At 33.3% G+C, this 21,642-nt stretch carries 21 protein-coding genes; 8 read left to right on the top strand and 13 right to left on the bottom strand.

All coding sequences use genetic code 11. The features are described from left to right. Positions 1–145: 145 nt before the first annotated feature. Positions 146–1,012 (top strand): hypothetical protein, encoded by an 867-nt coding sequence (locus ACN0QX_RS07985; RefSeq protein ID WP_248398550.1) that lies wholly within the window; start codon positions 146–148, stop codon positions 1,010–1,012. On the opposite strand, the gene ACN0QX_RS07980 is transcribed toward ACN0QX_RS07985, so the two are convergent. Further along, the gene (locus ACN0QX_RS07980; protein ID WP_417196200.1) at positions 1,001–2,077 is read right to left on the bottom strand and encodes a glycosyltransferase family 4 protein; all 1,077 of its coding nucleotides are present in this window, start codon (positions 2,075–2,077) and stop codon (positions 1,001–1,003) included. The two genes, ACN0QX_RS07985 and ACN0QX_RS07980, sit on opposite strands and share 12 nt — an antisense overlap. A 91-nt stretch (positions 2,078–2,168) precedes the next feature. Between ACN0QX_RS07980 and ACN0QX_RS07975 the strand changes: the two genes are divergently transcribed. After that, positions 2,169–2,930: a lipopolysaccharide kinase InaA family protein gene (locus tag ACN0QX_RS07975; RefSeq protein ID WP_248398554.1), complete on the top strand. Its 762-nt coding sequence runs from the start codon at positions 2,169–2,171 to the stop codon at positions 2,928–2,930. A 2-nt stretch (positions 2,931–2,932) separates the two neighbouring features. Here ACN0QX_RS07975 and ACN0QX_RS07970 read toward each other — a convergent pair whose 3' ends face one another. The 3 genes from ACN0QX_RS07970 to ACN0QX_RS07960 are packed head-to-tail and all read right to left on the bottom strand — an operon-like array spanning position 2,933 to position 5,624. Continuing rightward, positions 2,933–3,685, bottom strand: coding sequence for a glycosyltransferase family 2 protein (locus ACN0QX_RS07970; RefSeq protein WP_417196198.1), 753 nt, complete (start codon positions 3,683–3,685; stop codon positions 2,933–2,935). Position 3,686: 1 nt separating this feature from the next. Continuing rightward, positions 3,687–4,748, bottom strand: coding sequence for a glycosyltransferase family 9 protein (locus ACN0QX_RS07965; protein WP_417196196.1), 1,062 nt, complete (start codon positions 4,746–4,748; stop codon positions 3,687–3,689). Between the two features lie 60 nt (positions 4,749–4,808). Next, a complete protein-coding gene (locus ACN0QX_RS07960; protein WP_417196195.1) occupies positions 4,809–5,624 on the bottom strand; it encodes a 2,3,4,5-tetrahydropyridine-2,6-dicarboxylate N-succinyltransferase in 816 nt (271 codons plus the stop codon). A 151-nt stretch (positions 5,625–5,775) separates the two neighbouring features. On the opposite strand from ACN0QX_RS07960, the gene ruvX reads away from it, so the two are divergent. The 6 genes from ruvX (at position 5,776) to mazG (ending at position 9,791) form a co-directional block, all read left to right on the top strand. After that, a complete protein-coding gene (gene ruvX / locus ACN0QX_RS07955) occupies positions 5,776–6,186 on the top strand; it encodes a Holliday junction resolvase RuvX (RefSeq protein WP_248398562.1) in 411 nt (136 codons plus the stop codon). A gap of 160 nt (positions 6,187–6,346) precedes the next feature. Further along, the gene (locus ACN0QX_RS07950) at positions 6,347–6,943 is read left to right on the top strand and encodes a T9SS type A sorting domain-containing protein (protein WP_248398565.1); all 597 of its coding nucleotides are present in this window, start codon (positions 6,347–6,349) and stop codon (positions 6,941–6,943) included. A gap of 522 nt (positions 6,944–7,465) precedes the next feature. Further along, entirely contained in the window at positions 7,466–7,711 is a 246-nt protein-coding gene (locus tag ACN0QX_RS07945; RefSeq protein WP_417196192.1) for a hypothetical protein, read from the top strand. A gap of 113 nt (positions 7,712–7,824) precedes the next feature. Beyond that, positions 7,825–8,415 carry a peptide deformylase gene (def, locus tag ACN0QX_RS07940; protein ID WP_417196190.1) on the top strand — a complete coding sequence of 197 codons (591 nt, stop codon included), beginning with the start codon at positions 7,825–7,827 and terminating at the stop codon, positions 8,413–8,415. 53 nt (positions 8,416–8,468) lie between these two features. Continuing rightward, entirely contained in the window at positions 8,469–8,900 is a 432-nt protein-coding gene (locus tag ACN0QX_RS07935) for a DUF5606 domain-containing protein (RefSeq protein WP_248398573.1), read from the top strand. A gap of 117 nt (positions 8,901–9,017) precedes the next feature. Next, positions 9,018–9,791 (top strand): nucleoside triphosphate pyrophosphohydrolase, encoded by a 774-nt coding sequence (mazG, locus tag ACN0QX_RS07930; RefSeq protein ID WP_417196188.1) that lies wholly within the window; start codon positions 9,018–9,020, stop codon positions 9,789–9,791. Positions 9,792–10,336: 545 nt separating this feature from the next. On the opposite strand, the gene ACN0QX_RS07925 is transcribed toward mazG, so the two are convergent. The 9 genes from ACN0QX_RS07925 to ACN0QX_RS07885 all read right to left on the bottom strand — a co-directional run bounded on the left by ACN0QX_RS07925 (position 10,337) and on the right by ACN0QX_RS07885 (position 21,328). Further along, a complete protein-coding gene (locus tag ACN0QX_RS07925; RefSeq protein WP_417196186.1) occupies positions 10,337–12,331 on the bottom strand; it encodes a DUF349 domain-containing protein in 1,995 nt (664 codons plus the stop codon). Positions 12,332–12,434: 103 nt separating this feature from the next. Continuing rightward, a complete protein-coding gene (locus ACN0QX_RS07920) occupies positions 12,435–13,172 on the bottom strand; it encodes a shikimate dehydrogenase family protein (protein ID WP_417196184.1) in 738 nt (245 codons plus the stop codon). Beyond that, positions 13,165–14,184 carry a DUF368 domain-containing protein gene (locus ACN0QX_RS07915; protein ID WP_248398583.1) on the bottom strand — a complete coding sequence of 340 codons (1,020 nt, stop codon included), beginning with the start codon at positions 14,182–14,184 and terminating at the stop codon, positions 13,165–13,167. The genes ACN0QX_RS07920 and ACN0QX_RS07915 overlap by 8 nt, the downstream gene beginning before the upstream one ends. Continuing rightward, positions 14,184–15,194, bottom strand: coding sequence for a DUF368 domain-containing protein (locus ACN0QX_RS07910; protein WP_248398584.1), 1,011 nt, complete (start codon positions 15,192–15,194; stop codon positions 14,184–14,186). Before ACN0QX_RS07910 ends, ACN0QX_RS07915 begins: the two co-directional genes overlap by 1 nt. Positions 15,195–15,250: 56 nt before the next feature. Next, complete coding sequence (locus tag ACN0QX_RS07905; RefSeq protein ID WP_376861301.1) at positions 15,251–16,639, bottom strand: tetratricopeptide repeat protein; 1,389 nt, start codon at positions 16,637–16,639, stop codon at positions 15,251–15,253. 136 nt (positions 16,640–16,775) lie between these two features. Next, a complete protein-coding gene (locus ACN0QX_RS07900) occupies positions 16,776–17,969 on the bottom strand; it encodes an aspartate aminotransferase family protein (protein WP_248398588.1) in 1,194 nt (397 codons plus the stop codon). 2 nt (positions 17,970–17,971) lie between these two features. Continuing rightward, a complete protein-coding gene (locus ACN0QX_RS07895; RefSeq protein ID WP_417196181.1) occupies positions 17,972–19,825 on the bottom strand; it encodes an OstA-like protein in 1,854 nt (617 codons plus the stop codon). A gap of 209 nt (positions 19,826–20,034) precedes the next feature. Beyond that, a complete protein-coding gene (locus ACN0QX_RS07890; protein ID WP_417196180.1) occupies positions 20,035–20,592 on the bottom strand; it encodes a hypothetical protein in 558 nt (185 codons plus the stop codon). Between the two features lie 19 nt (positions 20,593–20,611). Further along, positions 20,612–21,328 (bottom strand): sterol desaturase family protein, encoded by a 717-nt coding sequence (locus ACN0QX_RS07885; RefSeq protein ID WP_417196178.1) that lies wholly within the window; start codon positions 21,326–21,328, stop codon positions 20,612–20,614. Positions 21,329–21,642: the final 314 nt, after the last annotated feature.

Raw genomic sequence — 21,642 nt, 5'->3', positions numbered from 1 at the left:
CAGGCTAGGGTTTCTTTATGGTTTTTAGCTATTTTTAAACAAACGGTTAAAATAGTAATTAGAGTCTTTTTAGTACATTTTAGTAACAAAAGTAGTTATTTCTATGGCTTAAACTATATTTGTAAAAAATAATCCGCAATTATCCATGAAAAAAATTCACGTAGGTTTTTTACTGTCTTATGATTACGATAAACTAAAAAAATCCATTCCGCCTGTTTATAAGGAAGCGGATGCTATTTTTATTGCTATGGATCATAAAAATAGAACCTGGTCTGGTGAAACTTTTGAGGTGGATCCAGCCTTTTTTGAATGGTTGGAAGCTTTTGATGTGGATAATAAAATTCAATTGTATAAAGATGATTTTTACGATGCGGATTTAATTGCTATTGAAAATGATAATCGTGAGCGGCACATGTTATCGCTTAAAATGGGTATTGGAAATTGGCTTGTGCAAATTGATAGTGATGAGTATTTTGTAGATTTTGCAAACTATGTTAAAGACTTAAGGCGCTTTGATAGTTATCTGGACAATCCGGAAAAGAATAACATTCAAATTGCGGCCTATTTAATCAATTTATACAAGTATACGGATAATGGTGTGTTATTTATAAAGGAGCCAACACGTGGAATTATTGCCACCAATTACCCGAATTATAAAGTGGCTCGAAACACCAGAAAGCGTATTGTTTATACGCAAAATATTCTACTTCATGAAAGTATTGCTAGAGATGAAGCGGAATTGGTTTTAAAATTAGATAATTGGGGACACAATATTGAAGTTCATGATAAGGAAGCTTTTTTAGAAAAATGGCGAACCACCAATAAGTCTAACTACAAAGAGCGTGAAAATTTCTTCTATATTGAACCCGAAAAATGGAAACATTTGGAGTTTTGTGAAGGAAATACCATTGAAGAAATTAGAAAGAATATCAATTTAGAAGGGATTATGCCTTCCAAATTTTTTATTGCTAAAAAGAATTTTGGTCAATACTTCAAACACTTATTTAAGTAGGGTTTCATAAACTTTTAAATACTGTTTAGCGGTTTCATCCCAAGAATAAGAGTTGGCATGCAGCTGCAGCTTTTCCTTGTAGTCCTCCGGGTTTTCATGGTATGTTCTCATGCCTTGCACAAGGATGTCAGCCATATATTTAGGTTCAAAATGTTCCCAGTAAAATGCGTGTTTACCACCAACTTCTGGGAGCGAACTTTTATCAGATAAAAACACAGGTTTACCATATTGCATCGCTTCAATTGGGGGAATGCCAAAGCCTTCTCGCAGAGACGGAAAGCAAAACGCATAACAGTTTTTTAAATAATAGGCTTTGTCCTCTTCACTAATTTTTCCTGTTAGAAATACGCGATGTTCAAGGTTTAAATCAGCAATTAATTTCATGATGTTTTTAGCGTAATCCGTTGTGTTTTTTCCAGAAATTATCAAACTCAATTCGGGAAGATGAGCAAGCATATTTACTAATGTGTGAAAATTCTTTTTTTCTAAAAGTTCACCAATTGTAAATAGGAAATCACCTTTTGGAAGTAATTCAGGGGTATGGTTTTTAGCTAACTCAAAAGGTTTGGAGCTACCATTATAAATAACATATTCAGGAATATTTGGTACTTTAAAATAGGTGTGTGTCATGCTTTTTGCATATTCTGAAATATAGGTAATTGCATGACTTCGTTTTAGTTTAGCATTAAAAAGTGCAACGCGTTTATCTAACTTCTTTCCCGATAATTCTTCCATGAAGTTGACATCATGAACCGTTAATACATATGGTATATTTTTAAAGGGTTCAACTTTGGTATTTTGATTTAAGGAATGCCATAAGTCGAATTGTTTTTTAATTCGGAATAGTTTTTTTCGCTGTAAGGAATTATATTTTTTATATGAAAACGTACTGCCAAATTCATCTTCCAGCTTTTCAGGATGTTTACTAATAAGGGTGATATGGAAATCCAATGCTTCTAAAATAGCTTGATTCTCATAAAACCCTTTAATAAGGTGGTAGTTAAACTGACCAAAACCAAAGAAGAGATTATCAATATTATGAGATTCCAAACAAATTGTGGGCATACGAAAAGCTTTTGTGCAAATTATTAAAAATGAAAACGAACTGCTAATTTAATTCCAGATAAAAATAAAATAAATATTGTAATATTGCAGCATGAATTATACAGTGCATAAGGCGTTTCAGAAGGATAAGCAAGTACTTACATCATATATTGAAAATTATGAAACGTCTGGTGAGGATTTTGGAAATCAGGATCGGAATTCACTAAAACTATACAATTTAAATGGTTTAACGATTAACGTGAAATCCTTTAAAATTCCAAATTTGGTGAATCAGATTGCCTATCGCTTTTTTAGAAAAAGTAAAGCCCAACGCTCTTTTGAGTACGCTAATCGTCTCCTGCATCTAGGTATTGGAACGCCGCAACCTATTGCTTTTTATGAGTATAAAACACCTTTTTTATTCAAGAAAAGTTATTATATCAGTGAGCACTTGCCTTATGATTTAACCTATCGTGAATTGACTTTCAACTTAACTATGGCGAATCATGAAGCCATTTTACGCGCTTTTACACGATTCACGTTTGGGCTGCATAAAGCCGGTGTGAATTTTCTAGACCATTCGCCTGGGAACACATTGATTCAATTAAACGGTGGCGCGTATAAATTTTATTTAGTGGATTTAAACCGAATGGAATTTGGTGACATGGATTTTGAAACCCGAATAAAAAACTTTGCACGCTTAACGACTCACAAATCTATGGTGGAAATTATGAGTGACGAATATGCTAAACTAGGCGGATATGATTATAATCGCGTGTTTCATTTAATGTGGGAAGAAACCGAAGCATTTCAAAATCGGTTTCATAGAAAAAGACGGATTAAAAATAAGGTATTCTTCTGGCGAAAAAAATAGTGTTATTTCAAGTTTCTTCGTAAAAGCCACAATTTCACATAACGCATATAAACGACATAACCTTGAATAAAACCAATGGTTAAACCTACAACACCATCGCGAAATCCGCTTTGAATAATATAATGTTTAAAAAATCCCCAAAAGGGTTTAATCACAAAATGGTACGGATTTAGTGTCCCCGTTTTTTTATCGTAATCTTTAGCTTGTTTGGTTGCATACCGATTCATTTTATCCATATAAGCATCCATAGTTGTGTATGTGTTGTGTGATAGTTTGGATTTTAAATGGCCAACAGATCCTTGTGCAACTATTTCTTCATGCACCAATTTATCTTCGTATAGGCATAAATCGCGTTTAAACAAACGGATAACTTTGTCATTTCGCCAACCGCTATAATTAACGCGTTTACCCATAAAGTGGTTCATGCGGCCAATCCAAAAAGCAACATCTTGTTGTTCGTTACTTAAAACTTCAAGTATTTCAGTTTGTAATTCAGGTGTTACACGTTCGTCAGCATCAACAATTAAAACCCAATCATGTTTTGCTTGTGGAATTATCCAATTTTTCTGTTCCGCATGGTAGGTGAATTTTCGCTGAATAGCGGTAACATTTAATTCTAAAGCTTTTTCATAGGTGCCATCCGTACTAAAGCTATCAACCACAATAATTTCATCAGCAAAACGTACAGAATCTATAACGGATGCTATATTGAGAATCTCATTTTTGGTTATAATAATAGCTGTTAGTTTTTCCATATTACGAACGGAACATTTTTAGAAACCGATTTAGCTTATCATAAAATAAATCGGGTATAAATTTATGATATAATTCCATGGCGTGTGGTTTCATATCTTTTTCCCTTTTTCCTTTATATAATTCTGGTTTGTAATCCTTTAAATGTACGGATTCATTCACGTTCTCCATTTCAAAAATATTCCAAGTATCCTTATCAATCCAAGTAGAAAAAATGGTAAATGTTTTTATGTTCAATGCTTTTGCCATATTTACAGCGCCACCTTCATTACCAATTAATGCATGACAATGTGCTGTGAGTGCTAAAAATTCGCGCAGACTTTTTCCAAATAAATTTAGATAAATATGGTTTTGTGTTTCCAGTTTACAGAGCTTAAAAATGGCTTGAGCATCGGCTTCCTGTTTTGGAATATAATTAAATAAAATCTGACCATCTGTTGTGGCTACAATTTGGTCAATTACCTGTGCCATGTATTCAAACGGATAGGTTTTATTAGGGCCACTTCCTAGCACACTAATCATAATAAGTGGTTTGTCTAGGCTTACCCCGTTTGAAATTAAAAACTGTTTACTTGTTTCAAGCTCTTCAGAAGTTAAATAAATTTTAGGTCTTGCCGCTGTGATATAAATATCCAATGGTTCCAACAACTGCAATCGATTTATAATTGCTAAACCACAAGCTTCATCGGTTTGATTTCTACGTTTTATATTATGATGGTATATGAATGTTGAATACGGCTTATGATACGAAATTTTAGTTTTAGCACCAGATAAAGCTGTAATTAGGTTACTAGATAGTTTTGAATACACATCAATTACCACATCATACTTTTCCTTTTTTACAGATTTAGCGAAATTCCAAAGCGCTATTTTGCTTTTTTCGGCTTCAGGTGTAAAGAAGATGAAATTATCAATAAAAGGATTGTGTTCAACAACAGGAAATGTGTGAGAATTGATTAAATAATCTAATTGCGCCTTTGGGTAACGTTCACGTAACGCTTCAAATAAGACGCTAGATGTGAGTACATCACCAATCATTTTTTGTTGTATAACTAAAATTTTCAAATAGCTAGGTTTGTTTTTATTCTTTCAAAATTTTACGGAACACTGCTGCTGCAAACTAAATTAAACCGCTACATCATATTCGCGCAAAGCATCATTTAAGGATGTCTTTTTATCTGTACTTTCTTTACGTTTTCCAATAATTAAAGCACAAGGCACTTGAAATTCGCCAGCTTTGAATTTTTTGGTATAGCTACCAGGAATTACAACGGATCGTGTAGGTACTATACCTTTCATTTCAACAGGCTCATTACCTGTTACATCAATAATTTTCGTGCTCATGGTTAAAACAACATTCGCTCCTAAAACGGCTTCTTTTTCTACTTTAACACCTTCAACTACAATACATCGTGAACCTATAAAAGCACCATCTTCAATAATCACTGGAGCAGCTTGAAGGGGCTCTAAAACACCACCAATACCAACACCGCCTGAAAGATGGACGTTTTTACCAATTTGCGCGCAACTACCAACTGTTGCCCAGGTGTCCACCATGGTTCCTTCACCTACATAAGCACCAATATTTACATAACTCGGCATTAAAATAACACCTTTAGAAATATAAGCACCATGCCGTGCAACTGCATGCGGAACAACACGAATTCCTTTATCCTTATACCCTGTTTTTAATGGAATTTTATCATGATATTCAAAAATACCGACCTCAAAAGTTTCCATTTTTTGAATAGGGAAATATAAGACGACCGCTTTTTTTACCCATTCATTCACTTTCCAACCTTTAGCGGTTGGTTCAGCAACACGCAAGGTGCCTTCATCTAATAAATCAATAACGCTTCGAATGCTATCAATGGTTACTTTATCCGATAATAATTCGCGATTATCCCACGCATTTTCTATAATTTGTTGTAGTTGCTTCATAATAGTTTTACTAAAAAATTGAGCGTCTAATTGTATAATTCTTGCTCTTTTCACAAAGATAAAGTTATAATTGAATTCTTTATTACGGATTGCTTTTAAAAAATAGGTTTTCTAATTAAGTTTTAGTTTTAAATGGTAACTTTGCCTCTATATGGGACGTATACTTGCAATAGATTTCGGAAAAGTTAGAACAGGAATAGCTGTTACAGATGAGATGCAAATAATAGCATCTGGCCTAACGACGGTAGATACCAAGAAGCTGATTAGCTTTTTAATGGATTATGTTAAAACGGAATCGGTAGAGTTATTTGTGGTTGGCGAACCAAAACAAATGAATAATCAGGCATCTGAAAGTGAAGCACTTATTTTACCATTTTTAGAAAAGTTACAAAAATCAATTCCTCAAATCCCTATTGCACGTGTTGATGAGCGATTTACATCTAAAATGGCTTTTCAGACCATGATAGACAGTGGTTTATCTAAAAAGAAACGCCAAAATAAAGCATTGGTTGATGAAATTAGTGCGACGTTAATTCTTCAAAGCTATTTGAGTTCTAAATAGTTTTTTCTGTAATTATTTTGTAATTCCGTTTATCCGGTGTATTTCAAGAATATACCGCAGAGACTAGTTGGAATATCGTTTTTATTAGTCGTTTGGCTAATATTTTTGACAGTGAACTTGTGTTAGAAGTATTTTTGACAGAAACCCAATTACGTTTATTATGAAAAAAAACTACATGTTAATGATGCTGTTTGCATCGTTTTTATTTTTTAACCAAGTTCAAGCCCAGGTCTGTCCAGATAACGGATTTTCAAACTCCACCTCTTTGTTCTTCTTTTATGATGCCGGAGCTCCACCATGTGTTGATAGACCAACGACTATCACTGTGGCTGGTAGTGTTTTTAATTTAATTACTTGTGATAGCTCGTCAGCAGTTTATGATATTGAGCCTGGAGACACACCAATTGCGGATATCACATCATTTACGGCCGATTTTGGAGCCGCAACTTGCGAGTACATCAATGGAAACTTGACAAATGAAACCTTATCTATGGAATCTATTGACAAAGCTTTAAATAATTTTACAGTTTTTCCTAACCCAGTAGTTCAAGGTAATTCATTACATGTTGTTTTTGGAAGCAATCTAAATGCTGAAATCAATTTGTTTTCAGTAACAGGAAAGCGCGTTTTAACCAATACCGTTTCTAATTTGGCGAGAAAACAATTAGAAATTTCTAATTTGCCGAATGGCGTGTATTTGTTACAAGTAGAAAGTGGATCTTCTACCGTTTCAAAAAAGGTTGTAATCATGAAGTAAACATTTAAGTTTTATAAAAAAAAGGCCTCTTGCAATTTGTAGGAGGTTTTTTTGTTATCCGTTAAAAAAAAGCGGTAGATAATAGAATCAGGTTTGTGTGTTAAGTTTTATAGTAAAACAACTGCCATAGAAGCCTAAACTTTTATAACTTTACTCATTGGTTTATTTAGTTGTCTTATTTCATAATAAGTTCTCGCTAATAAAATCAGGAACTTTCACCCAAGCGTTTCGTTTAAATATCCAATTTACCGTTTATCGAACAGGGTTGTTTTTGGTCTGTTTTTATATTGTTTTGAATTCAAAAATAGTATGCCACATCCCAATTATGTTAGGTTTGTAGCTACTTTTTATTATTAAAAAATCGATTAAATGTCGTTTGTTAAGGTCTATTAACAGTACGTTTATCGATGAAATACACGGCTTTGTCTTGTTAACGATTATATCTCGTGTTTCAACAAATTAATTATATACTTACCGTTTATCGATGTTATATTTGTCCTGTTCAATTAAAGTAACATAATAATGAAACAGTTTTTATTAATCGGAATTTTTACAGTATTAAGTTTAACAAGTATGCAAGCTCAATCTTCTAATAAAATTGAAGATATTAAGAAAATAGCGCCTACTACCCAAACGACTACAGATGTAAAATCGGATTCTATGGAGATAGCTGCTAAAAAGAAGGATATATTAACCAATAAGATTGAATCTAAATTAAACGGAAAAATAAATTTATTTGTTTTAAAAGAAACACGACTTATTTGCTAAAAATATTGAAGTTTTAAACATACACTACTAAACTCCTTTTTTAAAGGAGTTTTTTTATAGGTATAATTAAGAAGAATTGTATTTTTGCAAAGAATTAATAGATAAGAAAATCCATGATATTACCTGTTGTAGCCTATGGCGATCCTGTATTAAAAAAAGTAGGAAAAGAAATTGCAAAAGATTACCCAAAACTTGATGAGTTGTTAGCGAACATGTATGAAACCATGTACAATGCGTTTGGTGTTGGTCTTGCTGCGCCACAAATAGGTTTAGATATTCGTTTGTTTCTAGTAGATACATCTCCATTTGCGGAAGATGATGTGTTATCAGAGGAAGAACAGGCCTTTTTAAAGGATTTTAAGCAAACTTTTATAAATGCTAAAATACTAGAGGAAACGGGCGATGAATGGGCGTTTAATGAAGGTTGTTTAAGTATTCCAGATGTTCGGGAAGATGTGTTTAGAAAACCAAAAATTACGATAGAGTTTTACGATGAAAATTTTGAAAAGCATACCAAAACCTATGATGGGTTAGTAGCACGTGTAATTCAACATGAATACGATCATATTGAAGGTGTTTTGTTTACAGATAAGCTATCATCATTAAAAAAACGATTAATAAAAAGTAAACTTTCAAACATTTCTAAAGGAAAAATTAATGTGGATTATCGCATGCGTTTCCCAAGTCAAAAAAAGAAACGATAATATTTGTTTAACATCAGTAAACGTTTGATATTTGCCCTCTTTAAAATGAAAATATGAGTCTAGAAAAAATATTATCAATAGCAGGAAAACCAGGATTGTATAAAATGATTGCCCAAACACGAGGTGGCTTTGTAGCCGAATCGTTGTTAGATGGTAAAAAAATGTCTGTAGGCATTCATCATAATGTAAGTATCTTGAGCGAAATTGCTATTTATACACTTACCGAAGAAAAACCGTTACGTGAGGTTTTTAAATTGATTAAAGAAAAAGAATCAGGTAACGAAACATCTATTAGTCATAAAGAAAGTAAAGACAAATTAGAAGAATATTTCTTTGAAGTTTTACCAGATTATGATGAAGATCGAGTGTACGCTAGTGATATTAAAAAAATTATTCAGTGGTATAATTTACTTCAAAAAAATGACTTGTTAGATTTGGAGGTAGAAGCTGGAACCGAAGCTGTAACAGCGGACGAAGAAGAATAAGACCATTTATTATTTTGAATATAAAAAATCCAGTAATGCTTTTGCCTTACTGGATTTTTTAGTTTGTTATAATCCTAAAGACACTAAATTTAATTGTAATTTTATCAAAAACCAATTATGAATACCAGAGAAGATCAACTCAAAGCTTTCGGTAGATTATTAACCATTATGGACGAGCTGCGTGTGCAATGTCCTTGGGATAAAAAGCAAACTATGGAAACTTTAAGGCACTTGACCATAGAAGAAACCTATGAATTAGGCGATGCTATTTTAGATAACGATTTAGAGGAAGTCAAAAAGGAATTGGGTGATGTGCTGTTGCATATTGTTTTTTATTCTAAAATTGGAAGCGAAACGAATGATTTTGACATTGCGGATGTTTGTAATAGCATTTGCGAGAAACTTATTCATAGACATCCACATATTTATGGTGATGTTAAAGTGGATAATGAAGCAGATGTAAAACGAAACTGGGAAAATTTAAAACTTAAAGAAGGCAAAACGAGTGTCCTGGAAGGTGTTCCAAAAAGTTTGCCAGCATTGGTAAAGGCAAGTAGGATTCAGGAAAAAGTTGCAGGAGTAGGATTCGATTGGGAGGAGCCAAATCAGGTTTGGGAAAAAGTGGAGGAGGAGCTTCAGGAATTTAAAGATGAAGTGAACGCTGGTAATCAAGAAGCTATGGAGGGTGAATTTGGCGATGTCCTGTTTTCTATGGTAAATTACGCACGATTTTTAAAAATTAACCCAGAAAACGCTTTAGAACGCACTAATAAAAAATTTACCAAGCGCTTTCAATACTTGGAAGCAAAAGCGAAATCTTTAAACAAAAACCTCAAAGACATGACTTTGGGTGAAATGGACGTTTTTTGGGAAGAAGCTAAAAAGCGGTAATTGAAAACCGTTTTTCAGGTTTTCAAATAGTTTCATAATGGGAAGAAGCTAAAAAGCGGTAATTGAAAACCGTTTTTCAGGTTTTCAAATAGTTTCATATTGGGAAGAAACTAAAAAGCGGTAATTGAAAACCGTTTTTCAGGTTTTCAAATAGTTTCATAATGGGAAGAAGCTAAAAAGCGGTAATTGAAAACCGTTTTTCAGGTTTTCAATAGCTTCAACCTTGGTGAATGTAAAAATATGTAATTTTATTTTGCTGATTTTTAGTTTGATAGGTTTTTATTAAGTCTTGTTTTAAAAAACTTTCAACCCAAAAGATCCAAATCAATTTTCTGTGCGTATATATTATAATTGTACGTTGAAAAAGTAGATTAATAGCATAATCAAAAATTATCTTTCCTTATAACGTACATGTAGGTAGAATTAGTTGTTTAGGTTGGGACAAAACAACTATTAGTTAGTTTAGTTAGAAAAAATCCTGCTTGACGTTCTTATACGACAAGCAGGATTTTGTATTTAAGACCTTTATGGTTTGTGGTGTCTTTCTAATATAATTCTTTAATTTTGCGCAACTTGGTTTTCCACAATTTCAAATCTTGCTTGTGTTTTTCAATATTTTTATGAACGTTTTGTACCAAAGGATTTTCATCATTAACGTTCTGAAAAAATTGCAAGTTGTTTTCCAACTGATTTATTTCTGCTTTAATTTCAGTAATACGCTTTCTAATAAAAATACGCTCATTGTCTAAATGCCTAGAATCTTGTGCATTATTAAGGGATTCTAACTTGGTTTCAAACTTGATTAGTTCGGCTTCATTTTTATTTAAATTCAATTTTTTGAAAACACCATCCAAGGCTTTATTTAATTTTCCTTCAATATAACGCTTGTTTGAGGGAACATTACCAACCGACTTCCAGTTTTCAATAAAGGATTTAACGGTTGCTAAATCTGTTTCCTTGTCACCAGATAATTCCAAGGTTTTCAATTCCTCAAGCAATTGCACTTTTTTGGTAAAGGCTTCATTGCCTTCCGCGTTTACGGCATCTTTAGCCTTGTGCAAACGGTCAAAATAATAGTTGCAAGCTGTTTTAAACTGCTTCCAGATTTTATCACTATTCTTCCGAGGTACATGACCAATTTTCTTCCAATCGCTTTGAATTTTCTTCATTAAAGCTGTAGTGCTTTCAAAATCCTCACTATCTTTATTGTCTTCTGCTATTTGAATTAAATCCATTTTCTTTTGAAGATTATCAAACTGCGATTTCTTTAAATTTTTATAAAAAGCATTTTTCTTGCGATTAAAGTTTCTTACTGCATCTTTAAATTTTGCCCAAGTTTCCTCATTTACCTTAATAGGCACTTTTCCAGCACTGAAAAATAAATTGCGAAATTGCTCCACATCTTTAATGCTATTTTGCCAACCATTATGTGAATCAGCTCCTTTTTCACTGATTTTGTTGATCTGAAGAATTATTTCATTTTTAACTTCTAAATTCTTCTCGTAAACTTGATCTAATTCAGCAAAATAAACTTGGCGCCTGTCATGAATAGTTTTCGTGGCAGCTTTAAAACGGTCCCATACGGCTTCACGATGTTCCTTATCAACAGGGCCCAATTCTTCCTTCCACATTTTATGTAGCACCTGTAACTCTCTAAATGCACGATTTAAATCTTCGTCTTTTGCTAACTCTTCAGCACGCTCAATAATTTTTAATTTCTGATCTAAATTATGTTTGAAATCTAAATCCCGTAAATCCCGATTTAAATGTAGAAAATCATAAAAAACCTCAACATGATGATGGTAACTATTCCAAGCATTATTGTATTTGTCGCGTGGAATTGGGCCAGCCGTTTTCCAACGATCTTGGAGTTCCTTAAAGTGTTTATAGGTAGTATTTATATTTTCCTCATCATTAAATAATCCTTTTATTTCTTCAATAATTTGAAGCCTATTGGCTAAATTATCTTTTAGGTTATTTTCTATGTTTTTATGATGCGTGTGTAGTTTGCCTTTGTAATCTTTGTATATATCTTTAAAACGTTTTTGCAGCGGACTGGAAAAAAAGAAATCGATTTCATTTCCGCCTTCGTTTAAAAATTCTTCCTTTTTCTCGTCTAGTAAAGTGTTAAACTGCGATTTAAATTCCGAACGAATTTCCTCTACTTGCTTTTTAATGGCTTGCACTTTATGGTTTGTAACCAAATGTTCCAGCTCCTTCACCAAGGCTTCCATAGACATTTTATCATAGTCTTTTTCTTCAATATGATGCCTGTCTGCATTGCCTTCATCCTCGGCGTCTTCCGCATTGGATTCTTCAATCTCATTAATGACTTCATCATGATCTTCGGTAACCGTTTCTGCTGCTTTTTCAGTTTCATTTGCTGTTTCAGCTTCTACAGGTATTTCTATTTTTTCTATGGCTTCTGAAGGTGATGATTCATTTGCAACGTCCTGGTTTTCTTGAACGTTTTCAGTCGTTTCCGGTTGTAACTCTTCTGGTTTTCCATCTGCTTTTGGCAGGTTATCGTGCTCTGACATTTTGTAAATGTGTTAGTTTTTTAAAATAACTCTAGCGTTAAAGATAACAACAACTACAATAACTACAAAAGGTTAACCCGTATTAATGTTACAAATGGTGTAATTAGTATGTGTTCCAAATACGCCATGCTTTCTCTGCTTGGAATTTCAACATTTGTAAACCGTTAATGGTAGTCGCGTTTTTAAGGTTGCCATATTTTAAAAACTGGGTCTCTTCAGGATTGTAAATTAAATCGTAAAGAATGTGGTCTTTTGTAAGAAATTCATACGGGAGGTTAGGAGCGTCCGTGATATTTGGGAAGGTTCCTAAAGGCGTGCAATTTATTATAATTAAATGCTTGGAAATGGTAGCTCCCTTTAATTCATTATAAGTTAAATATTCAGGATTTTCACATGTTCTAGACACAAATTTGTAGGATATGCCTAATTCATCCAATGTAAAAGCTATGGCTTTACTAGCGCCTCCTGTTCCTAAAATTAAGGCATGTTTATGAGTAGGCCGTACATGTGGTTTTAATGATTTTTTAAAACCATAACAATCCGTATTATAACCTACTAATTCACCTTTTTTAGTGCGTTTTATGGTATTTACAGCACCTATTTTATGTGCTTTTTTGTGGAGCTTATCTAAATAAGGAATAATGGTTTCTTTATAAGGAATCGTCACATTTAACCCGACTATTTCAGTACTTTCAAAAATGCTTAAAACGTCTTCAATATTTGGGATATCAAAATTTTCATAAGAGGCGTCTGTAATAGCTTCCGACGAAAATTTATTGGAGAAATAATTTTGAGAGAATGAATACGAAATATTCTTACCAATTAATCCGAATTTACGCATGTTGTTTCTGTGTTTTTTGTCCGTAAAATTCCAAGGCTAAGACAATGGCAATTCCAAGAATTATATAAACTAAAGCCAAATAGGTTTCCGTGTTCATTTCCGGGAAATAGCGTTCGTAATTTTCAATAATTTTCTTTCCCGAAGAATCTAATAAAGCGGTTCCATCTGTCTGTAATTTGAAGAGCGTTTTTTTCCAAGGCCAAACCACGCCTAATGATCCGACTATGAATCCAATAATTGTTGCCAATGTAATACTTTTATAATGTTTCAGGATGTAACTTAATACATGCGAAAAGGTAACGAGACCCACTACAGAACCTAGGGTAAATACGGTTAATATTTTAAGCATGCGAATACGAGCGGCATTTTCTATAAAACTGAAATCCCCTTGAATAACTTCTGCAAAGGTATCAAACAAGGCATTTACAGAATCCACTAATAATAACACATAGTTACCTAATAAAATAAGTATAAAGGAGCCAGAAAATCCTGGAAGTGTCATGCCTGATACACTAATAATGCCGCAGAAAAATACAAACCATAAATTATCATTTTCCATTGCTGGATCTAAAAAGCTGATGCTTACACCTAAAATAATTCCGATAGCAAGTGCTACATAGGTTTTAAAATTCCAGTCTTTAAAATCCTTACTGATGTAATAAATGGAGCCAATAATCATACCGAAAAACACACTCCAAACATAGAGTTCATAATGTTTTATAAGGTAATCCAGTACTTTAGAAATACTAAAATAACTGATAATCATTCCTAAAAAAAGTAAGCTTAAAAACCGCCCATTTATATATTGATAGAAACTTTTAAACCGTCCGTTAATTAATAGTTTAAAAGCCTTTCGGTTAATTTTTTGAAGGGAATAAATAAACTCTTCATAAAAACCAGCAACAAAAGCAACTACACCTCCAGAAACTCCAGGGACCTTATTAGCAGCTCCCATTCCCAACCCTTTTAAGATTAAGAAAATTTTATCGGTGAAGGTTCGTGTGCTTTGCATTACTTGACTTTTTTACCGATGCGTTCTAGAATAAAAATAGTTAAGAATCCCGTAATCATAAGGATAACGGCTGGCACTAATTGCGGATCCAATCCGTTGTTTTGAATGGAATACATATTAGGTAAAATACTGGTTTCCGAAATCACTTTAAACGAATCAAAGTCGGTTATCTGCTGCTGATAAATGGTTAAATTCCCGAATGTTGTAATGTCCGATAATGGCGTTACTAGTCCAGATGTTTTCTCCATAACTAAATCGGTTAATTTCCATGGCCAAACCTTATTTAAAGAACCAAAAATAAAACCTGTTAATAGGGCTAACGTGATGTTGTGATAATTTTTAAACAACCATTTTAATACGTGACTAAAACTTAATAAACCAACTAAAGCACCACCAGCAAAAAGGGCAATCCGCTGTAAATCGAAATCATGAAAAGCATCACTTAATGTTTTATAAGCGCCTAATATTAGAAGTATAAACGAACCGGAAATACCTGGTAAAATCATGGCGCAAATGGCAATAGCCCCTGCAATAAATAAAAAGTAAGGCGATTCATTACTTGCCGAAGATGGTAATGTTGTAATGTAAAACGCTAAAACGGTTCCAATAATTAGTGCTAAAACGGTGGGTAAATGCCACTTATTTATTTGTTTTCCTACAAAATAAATACTGGCAATAATGAGTCCGAAGAAAAACGACCAAATTAAAACGGGGTGATATTCTATCAGGTATTTTGCCAAACGCATGAAGGATACAAAGCTGACAATAATTCCGAGTAATAATGCGACTAGAAAATTACCATTAAATGCTTTCCAAAAGGCAGAAAAGCCAGACGTTTTAAGCGTTTTAAACAAGCCTAAATTAACATTACTAATGGTTGTAATTAATTCTTCATAAATACCAGAAATAAAGGCAATGGTTCCACCGGAAACACCAGGAACTGCATCAGCTGCTCCCATAGCCATTCCTTTAAGCGTAATTAGTAAATAGTCGGATAAACGTCTTTGCATGATTTAATTTTAAGTACAAGAAACCAAAGGTAAATAAATAAAATCAGACGTGTAACTTATAGTTTTGCTTTTAGCAGCGATTTTACGGGTTGCGATTTGTAAATACTTGGAAAAAGTTCCTCAATAATAAATACGAATTCCGCATTAAAACGCAAACCATTCTTTAAATGATAGGAACCTTTTTCAGTTTCTGAAAGCATATAGTTTAAACCAGCTAAACGGAATTCAATCTCCGCATTTTCTGGATAGAATTCAGAAGCTTGAATAAAATTATAAATGGCCGCCTCGGTTTCACCTAATTTATGTAAAATATCGCCTCGGGTTAACCAGGTATTCAGCTCATGATTGCCTAATTCCAAGGCTTTTTTATAGCCGCGTTCTGCTTCTTCTAAAAGATGTAAACGTTCATTAATTTGCGCGTATAACTTCCAATAATGGACATTGTCGCTATCAATATTAATGGCTTTATTAATGTAGTAAAGCGATTTTTGAAAATTTTTCTGACGGTTATAAAATTTAGTTATCGCAATCCAACCTTTATCTAAAAGTGGATCTTCTTCAACTGTTTTATAGAAATATTGAACAGCTAAATCGTTATCTCCTAATTTTTGATGGCATAAACCAATGCGTAATAAGGCAAAGGAAGTAGGATCGTCCAAAGTAAGTGTAATGCTGTAATTTTCAATAGCTTCCGGGAAGCGTTTTAATTTTTCAAGAACTTTTCCTTTCTCTAGGTAAGCACCAATAAAGCGATCGTCTGAAATAATAGCGAAATCGAAAGCTGTTAGCGCTTTTTCGTAATCTTTTAAATCGTAATATTGTTTGCCCAATTGATGCCACGCTACTTCACTATATGGATTCTTTTCTAAAAACATATTTAAATACGTGATGGCTTCTTCGTGTTGCTCTAAAAAGTCAAAACAATAAATCATATTGTGCATGGCTGAATAATCTTCCAAATCAGATTCCAAACATTTCATGAAATTGGTTTTAGCTTCTTCAAACTGATCCAAAAACAAATGTTCCATACCAATCAATGAATAAATATCAATTGGGTCCTCGGTAAGTTTTAAGGCTTTTTCTAGAACTTCAATTGCTTTTCTATGATCGTCACGTTTGGATAGAATATTAGCTTTTTGGATATAGATTTCCTCATTTAACGGTTCTAATAAATAGAGTTCATTAATTAGGGCATCGGCTTTTTCTAAATCGTTTTCAAAGACGAATATTTCAACTTTAAACAATTTTAAATTCGTAGATGTTGGATGTTGTTGTAAACCCAGCTTTATGGCTTTTTTAGCCAAAGCAATTTTACCATGATTCAGATAATGATGAATAATATTCTCAAATTCTTCGGAATCGAAAAACAACACATGGTTCGTTTTTAACATCGATTCGAATCGGGTAAGGGATATTTTATTGTTGTCGTTTGGACGTAACTCCATAAGCTAATTTATATAGTTTTTCCTTGAATAAATGTAAGGCTCTAATTGGCGTTGCAGCCCAAAAGGTTTAAATGTTTTTAACAAAGTAATCAACAATTAAGCCATAATTTGATCTTAAATACTGTGAAACAGGTTTTTATCCTGCTTGATTTCTTTGAATATCATCCAGAATAGTCGTAATTATTTGACAACCTTTCATGATTTCTGCGTTACTGATGGTTAAAGGTGGTGTGATTCGAATAGCTTTTGTTTCAAATAGCAACCAGAACAGTATAAGTCCAGCCTCTTGCGCTTTTAAAACGACTTGGTTTGTAATGTCTGCAGAAGGTGTTAGGGCAGCTAGCATTAAGCCTCGCCCGCGAATTTCGGTTATCAGTGGATGTTTGAGATGTTTTTTAATCAGTGCTTCTTTTTCTAAAGTTGCTTCCATTAAATTGGATGATACGACTTCAAGTAGGGTAGCGTGTGCTGCTGCTGCAATTACGGGGTGTCCACCAAATGTGGTAATGTGTCCTAATTTCGGGTTGGCTTGTAGGAGTTTCATCAAATCAGTTGAAGCCGTAAAAGCACCAATTGGCATGCCACCGCCTAAACCTTTTCCGGTAACTAAAATATCCGGAATACAGTTATAATGTTCAAAGGCAAATAATTTTCCAGTTCTACCAATGCCTGGTTGAATTTCATCTAAAATCAATAATGCACCAACCTCTTGACAACGTTTTTTTACTTTTTCCAGATAGCCGTTTTTTGGTTCAATAAAACCGGCGCCTCCTTGAATGGTTTCTAAAATAACACCAGCTGTTTTGGTGGTGATATTTTGAATATCAGCCTCATTATTATAAGCGATAAAACGTACATCTGGAACTAATGGACGAAATGCTTTTTTGCGTTCTTCAAAACCCATAACACTTAAGGAACCCATAGTATTTCCATGATACGCGTGGTGGGCCGAAATAATTTCGCTTCTTCCGGTTGCGCGTTTAGCTAATTTTAAAGCACCTTCTACAGCTTCCGTTCCTGAATTTGTTAAATAGGTATTTTGTAAGGATTCAGGTAAGTGTTCAGCCAATAATTTAGTAAGTGCCACAGCCGATTCTTGAATGTATTCGCCATAAACCATGACATGCAAATACTTGTCCAATTGTGTCTTAATGGCTGCTATAACTTTGGGATGTTTATGTCCTAGAGTACAAGCAGAAACACCTGCAACAAAATCTAAAAAAGCCTTGTTGTTTGTATTATAAATATAGGAACCTTCTGCATGAGATACTTCCATAGCTAAAGGGTGTGGCGATGTTTGCGCCTGATATGTATAGAAATCTGTTTTCACAATTAATTATCATCTGAATTGATCCCGGTTTCAATACTCGGTTTTTTCTTTGGGTTTTCTTTAATTTCCTTTTTCTCGTCTTTATCAGGATTTAAAGCTTCGTCTGGAATATTTCGAGATACTTTTGATTTTTTTACATCGTTTATCTCGGTTGGAACTGCCGTTTTGTTTGTGTTTTTATCAGCTTTTTCAACCCGCTTTAATAAGGCGTCATCAAAAAATTCTTCTTGAGGTACATAATCTTCAAGCCCCTTTATTTTAGGTAAATTAAGTGGCGGATCGTCACTAAATAAATCTTCCACACTTTTTGGGCGTTCCTCATCACGCCATACAAACCCTCTTAACAATCGACCGTTTTCTGGGAACTGTGTTTCGGGTGTTGTTACAGCATCCGGTTGCTTGAATCGAATAAATTGTTCAATATCACCATCGGCAAATAGGATTGAAATGCTACCTGATTTGGCTTTGTCAATACCAATTAATTCCTGCTCGTCATTACGTGCATAATAAATGGATTCGGCATTTTTATCAATATCTACTTGACGCAAATTATTTTCATCATCAAATAAACCAACTAAAGTTTTTCCTTTAACCTGATTATAGCCATCTTCACTAATAGTATCTCTACTAACAACAAAGGCATTTTCAAAAACAAAAAGGGAATCTATTTTTTCCGTTTCTGGATTGGATTTTATGTGAATGGTATCACCCGTCATTTGGTTTTGAAGATTCCAAAGAACCGGGTCACGACGCTTGGCAAAGGCATCTTGAGACCCTAATCGTCTTAAATTAATTAACTGGGTTAAACCCGACGCATGGTTAACATGTACCGAATCTGCTTTACCACTCATATCCGATTTATAGAACTTCGCATTTCTAAATCCGCGTGTAATTCGTTTTTCTGGTTTTCCTGTAACCATCAAGGTGTCCGCATGCATATATATAGAATCGTTTTCTTGAACCGTAATAGCTAATGCACGTTTGGTAATAAACACCGAATCCTTCGCTTTATAAATTTCGGCATAATGGCCTTTTATTATGCTTTTATTAATGGTATCTGTGACTTTAATATTATTAGTAGCAGAGGCAAAACTGCGGGTATTATCAAAATACATACTATCGCCTTCAAAAATACGGTTGTCATAATCTATACGCGTTTTTTTAATGCCATAACCTGTTTTGTTTTCGGTATCATAAAACCCTTTTTCGCAATAGGTTTTACTTTCATCGGTTACAATAGTGGATGGTCCGTATAAATAGGCGTGACCGGTTTCTGAATAGAAATCTAGTTGATTGGTATTAATCACGTAATCTGGATTATCCAAAACCACATTATTTACAAATTGGTATTTTTTAGCGTTCATATAATAGCGGCCAATTTGGCTGGTAATGGTTCCCGAAGAATCACGCACCACACGACCACCACTTTTATAATACGATTCCTGTTTTACGCGATCAAAATAGAGTGTATCTGTTGTTAAAATAGAGTTTGGTTCTTCCAGTTCTACTTTGCCACTAGCAAATGCTAGTTGGGTTTTTCCGCTATATTCTACATATTCGGATTTCATGTTTATGGTATCACCTTGTTTCATAGTGACGTTTCCGTAGGCTTCCACGAAGTTTTCATTACTATACAAATTGGCTTGGTCGCACCACATGTCTATACCCTCGTGAATAACATGCACTTGACCAGAATCATCACGTGTCATGACTTTTAAACCTGGTTCTACAGCATCATCAAAGTTTAAAAAACCCGAATAGACAATTTGAATTTGCTTTTGCTCTTGGGCTGATGCTGATGTAAGTACAAACAGGCAGCAGATTAAAAAGCTATATATATAAATGGATTGTTTCAAATTATAAAATTTGCCTCAAAAATAATGATAAAAATGAAGTGATGGGTTTGTTTGTGAAATTTTTAATAGAAATGGCGGATTTAAGATGGAGTAGTAAATGAAAAAACCTGTCAGGAGTGTTTCCTAACAGGTTTTGTGTTTTACAACTATTTATATGATGTTTTTTGAGTACAGATTTCTAAAACAGAAATAATAAGCCAGTATATTCTTCAAAAAAGATTAAAAGTTAAAAAATATTTATAGCCACCTTGATTTAACATAATCCATGCAGCCAACTTGTTACTATTTGGTTCAAACAATAACGCTCCTAATGGTGAATCGGGATCTTCTTTTGTGAAATAGGCAAATACGTTTTTATCTTTTGAATACATTTTTTCTTTATTAACACTTTCCATGGCTTTTTCTTCATCAAAGGGTTCGTAAATTTTATGGTTTTTATAAAACCTGATTGGTTTAGCATCCAATTTTTTTAGTCCAATGCTATCAAGAGTTTTTCTGAAATAATAAAAAATCGTATCAAAAGTTGCCAATCTTCGTTCTTTTCTTTCATTTACAGTATCCTTTAAAACATAATCAAAATAAATGTACTTTATAAATAAGCTATCTTTTGAGATTTGAGATTTTTCTTTATTGTTAATATAATTAGCCAGTTCAGTAAGCTTTTTGTATTGAGCTTGTTCGTTTATTGTCCAGTTTTCGGAATTTTTCTCTTGACTAAAACACAAGAAAGTTGATAAGAATAAGACTGTGATTAGTATTTTGTTCATTTTAATTAATTTTTAAAAATTATTTATGTACATCTTTGAATTTTATCATATCTATAAGTTTTTGTTCTTTTTCATTATCAAAGCCACAAGATGATTTAAACTCTTTTGGGTTTTCATAAGTTCCAAAAAGCATGTCCCACCAAACTATATCTCCATAATTATTTGTGTGTTTTTCATATTCATGATGGATTCTGTGCATTTCGGGACGTTGAAAAATATATCCGACCCATTGTGGTGTTTTTATATTAGTATGGTAGAAAAATTCGCCAAGTGCAGTACAAAGTGTATAAATACCACCAGTTTCCAAATCTAACCCTAGAAATGTATAAACAAGTAAGCTCCCAATTATTGAATTAATAGTCATTTCAAAAGGATGTTTATAAAATGAAGTTATTACTTCTAAACGTTGCGGACTATGATGAATTTGATGAAAGTGAAGCCATAAAAAATCTACCGTATGTCGCCATCTATGCCACCAATAAAAAATAAAAGTTGCAATTATATATGCTATTATGCCTCCTAAAACAGGGTTGACATAATGTGATAGGTTAAAAATTGACCAACTAGAAAACCATTTTTCCCAAGTAAAGCCAGCCAGTATTACAATTCCTAATTGAATGAAATTAATTGCTAAAACTCTAATAGTCCAAGTAGGAACTTGAGGTAGTTTCCAACCTGGAATAATACGTTCAATTACAAAGCAACTCGCAAAAACTATAAAAATGATTATTAACATAACTTTTGTTTTTATCCGCAGATTTTAAAAGTACTTATGAAATAGATGAAACTGATACAGAGCATTAAAATAATAATACCGATAGTTTTTGTTGTTTTATTTGTTTTCATTTCTTTGATTTTTTAGAATTAATAAAAACAAAATTGATATTATTTTTAAGTGTTGGAGTCCAGTATATATGAATAGTTACAGATTCTGGACTACTTTTTTGAAGATAGCAGGCATTTTTCCCGTAAATTTTTTAAAAGCACTGTAAAAACTAGATTTAGGAATGAAGTCAACTTCTAAACGAATGTAGACATTAGTGACGTCAA

The sequence above is a fragment of the Bizionia sp. genome (genome assembly GCF_048259285.1).
Taxonomy (GTDB): domain Bacteria; phylum Bacteroidota; class Bacteroidia; order Flavobacteriales; family Flavobacteriaceae; genus Algorimicrobium; species Algorimicrobium hallyeonense.
Note: the sequence above shows the minus strand (reverse complement) of the source record. Positions and strands in the feature narration are given on the sequence as shown.

Bases quoted from the DNA above. Each gene is read 5' to 3' on its own strand.
- ACN0QX_RS07985 (WP_248398550.1), top strand. From the start codon at position 146: ATGAAAAAAATTCACGTAGGTTTTTTACTGTCTTATGATTACGATAAA.
- ACN0QX_RS07980 (WP_417196200.1), bottom strand. From the start codon at position 2,077: ATGCCCACAATTTGTTTGGAATCTCATAATATTGATAATCTCTTCTTT.
- ACN0QX_RS07975 (WP_248398554.1), top strand. From the start codon at position 2,169: ATGAATTATACAGTGCATAAGGCGTTTCAGAAGGATAAGCAAGTACTT.
- ACN0QX_RS07970 (WP_417196198.1), bottom strand. From the start codon at position 3,685: ATGGAAAAACTAACAGCTATTATTATAACCAAAAATGAGATTCTCAAT.
- ACN0QX_RS07960 (WP_417196195.1), bottom strand. From the start codon at position 5,624: ATGAAGCAACTACAACAAATTATAGAAAATGCGTGGGATAATCGCGAA.
- ruvX (WP_248398562.1), top strand. From the start codon at position 5,776: ATGGGACGTATACTTGCAATAGATTTCGGAAAAGTTAGAACAGGAATA.
- ACN0QX_RS07950 (WP_248398565.1), top strand. From the start codon at position 6,347: ATGAAAAAAAACTACATGTTAATGATGCTGTTTGCATCGTTTTTATTT.
- ACN0QX_RS07945 (WP_417196192.1), top strand. From the start codon at position 7,466: ATGAAACAGTTTTTATTAATCGGAATTTTTACAGTATTAAGTTTAACA.
- def (WP_417196190.1), top strand. From the start codon at position 7,825: ATGATATTACCTGTTGTAGCCTATGGCGATCCTGTATTAAAAAAAGTA.
- ACN0QX_RS07935 (WP_248398573.1), top strand. From the start codon at position 8,469: ATGAGTCTAGAAAAAATATTATCAATAGCAGGAAAACCAGGATTGTAT.
- mazG (WP_417196188.1), top strand. From the start codon at position 9,018: ATGAATACCAGAGAAGATCAACTCAAAGCTTTCGGTAGATTATTAACC.
- ACN0QX_RS07925 (WP_417196186.1), bottom strand. From the start codon at position 12,331: ATGTCAGAGCACGATAACCTGCCAAAAGCAGATGGAAAACCAGAAGAG.
- ACN0QX_RS07920 (WP_417196184.1), bottom strand. From the start codon at position 13,172: ATGCGTAAATTCGGATTAATTGGTAAGAATATTTCGTATTCATTCTCT.
- ACN0QX_RS07915 (WP_248398583.1), bottom strand. From the start codon at position 14,184: ATGCAAAGCACACGAACCTTCACCGATAAAATTTTCTTAATCTTAAAA.
- ACN0QX_RS07910 (WP_248398584.1), bottom strand. From the start codon at position 15,194: ATGCAAAGACGTTTATCCGACTATTTACTAATTACGCTTAAAGGAATG.
- ACN0QX_RS07905 (WP_376861301.1), bottom strand. From the start codon at position 16,639: ATGGAGTTACGTCCAAACGACAACAATAAAATATCCCTTACCCGATTC.
- ACN0QX_RS07890 (WP_417196180.1), bottom strand. From the start codon at position 20,592: ATGAACAAAATACTAATCACAGTCTTATTCTTATCAACTTTCTTGTGT.
- ACN0QX_RS07885 (WP_417196178.1), bottom strand. From the start codon at position 21,328: ATGTTAATAATCATTTTTATAGTTTTTGCGAGTTGCTTTGTAATTGAA.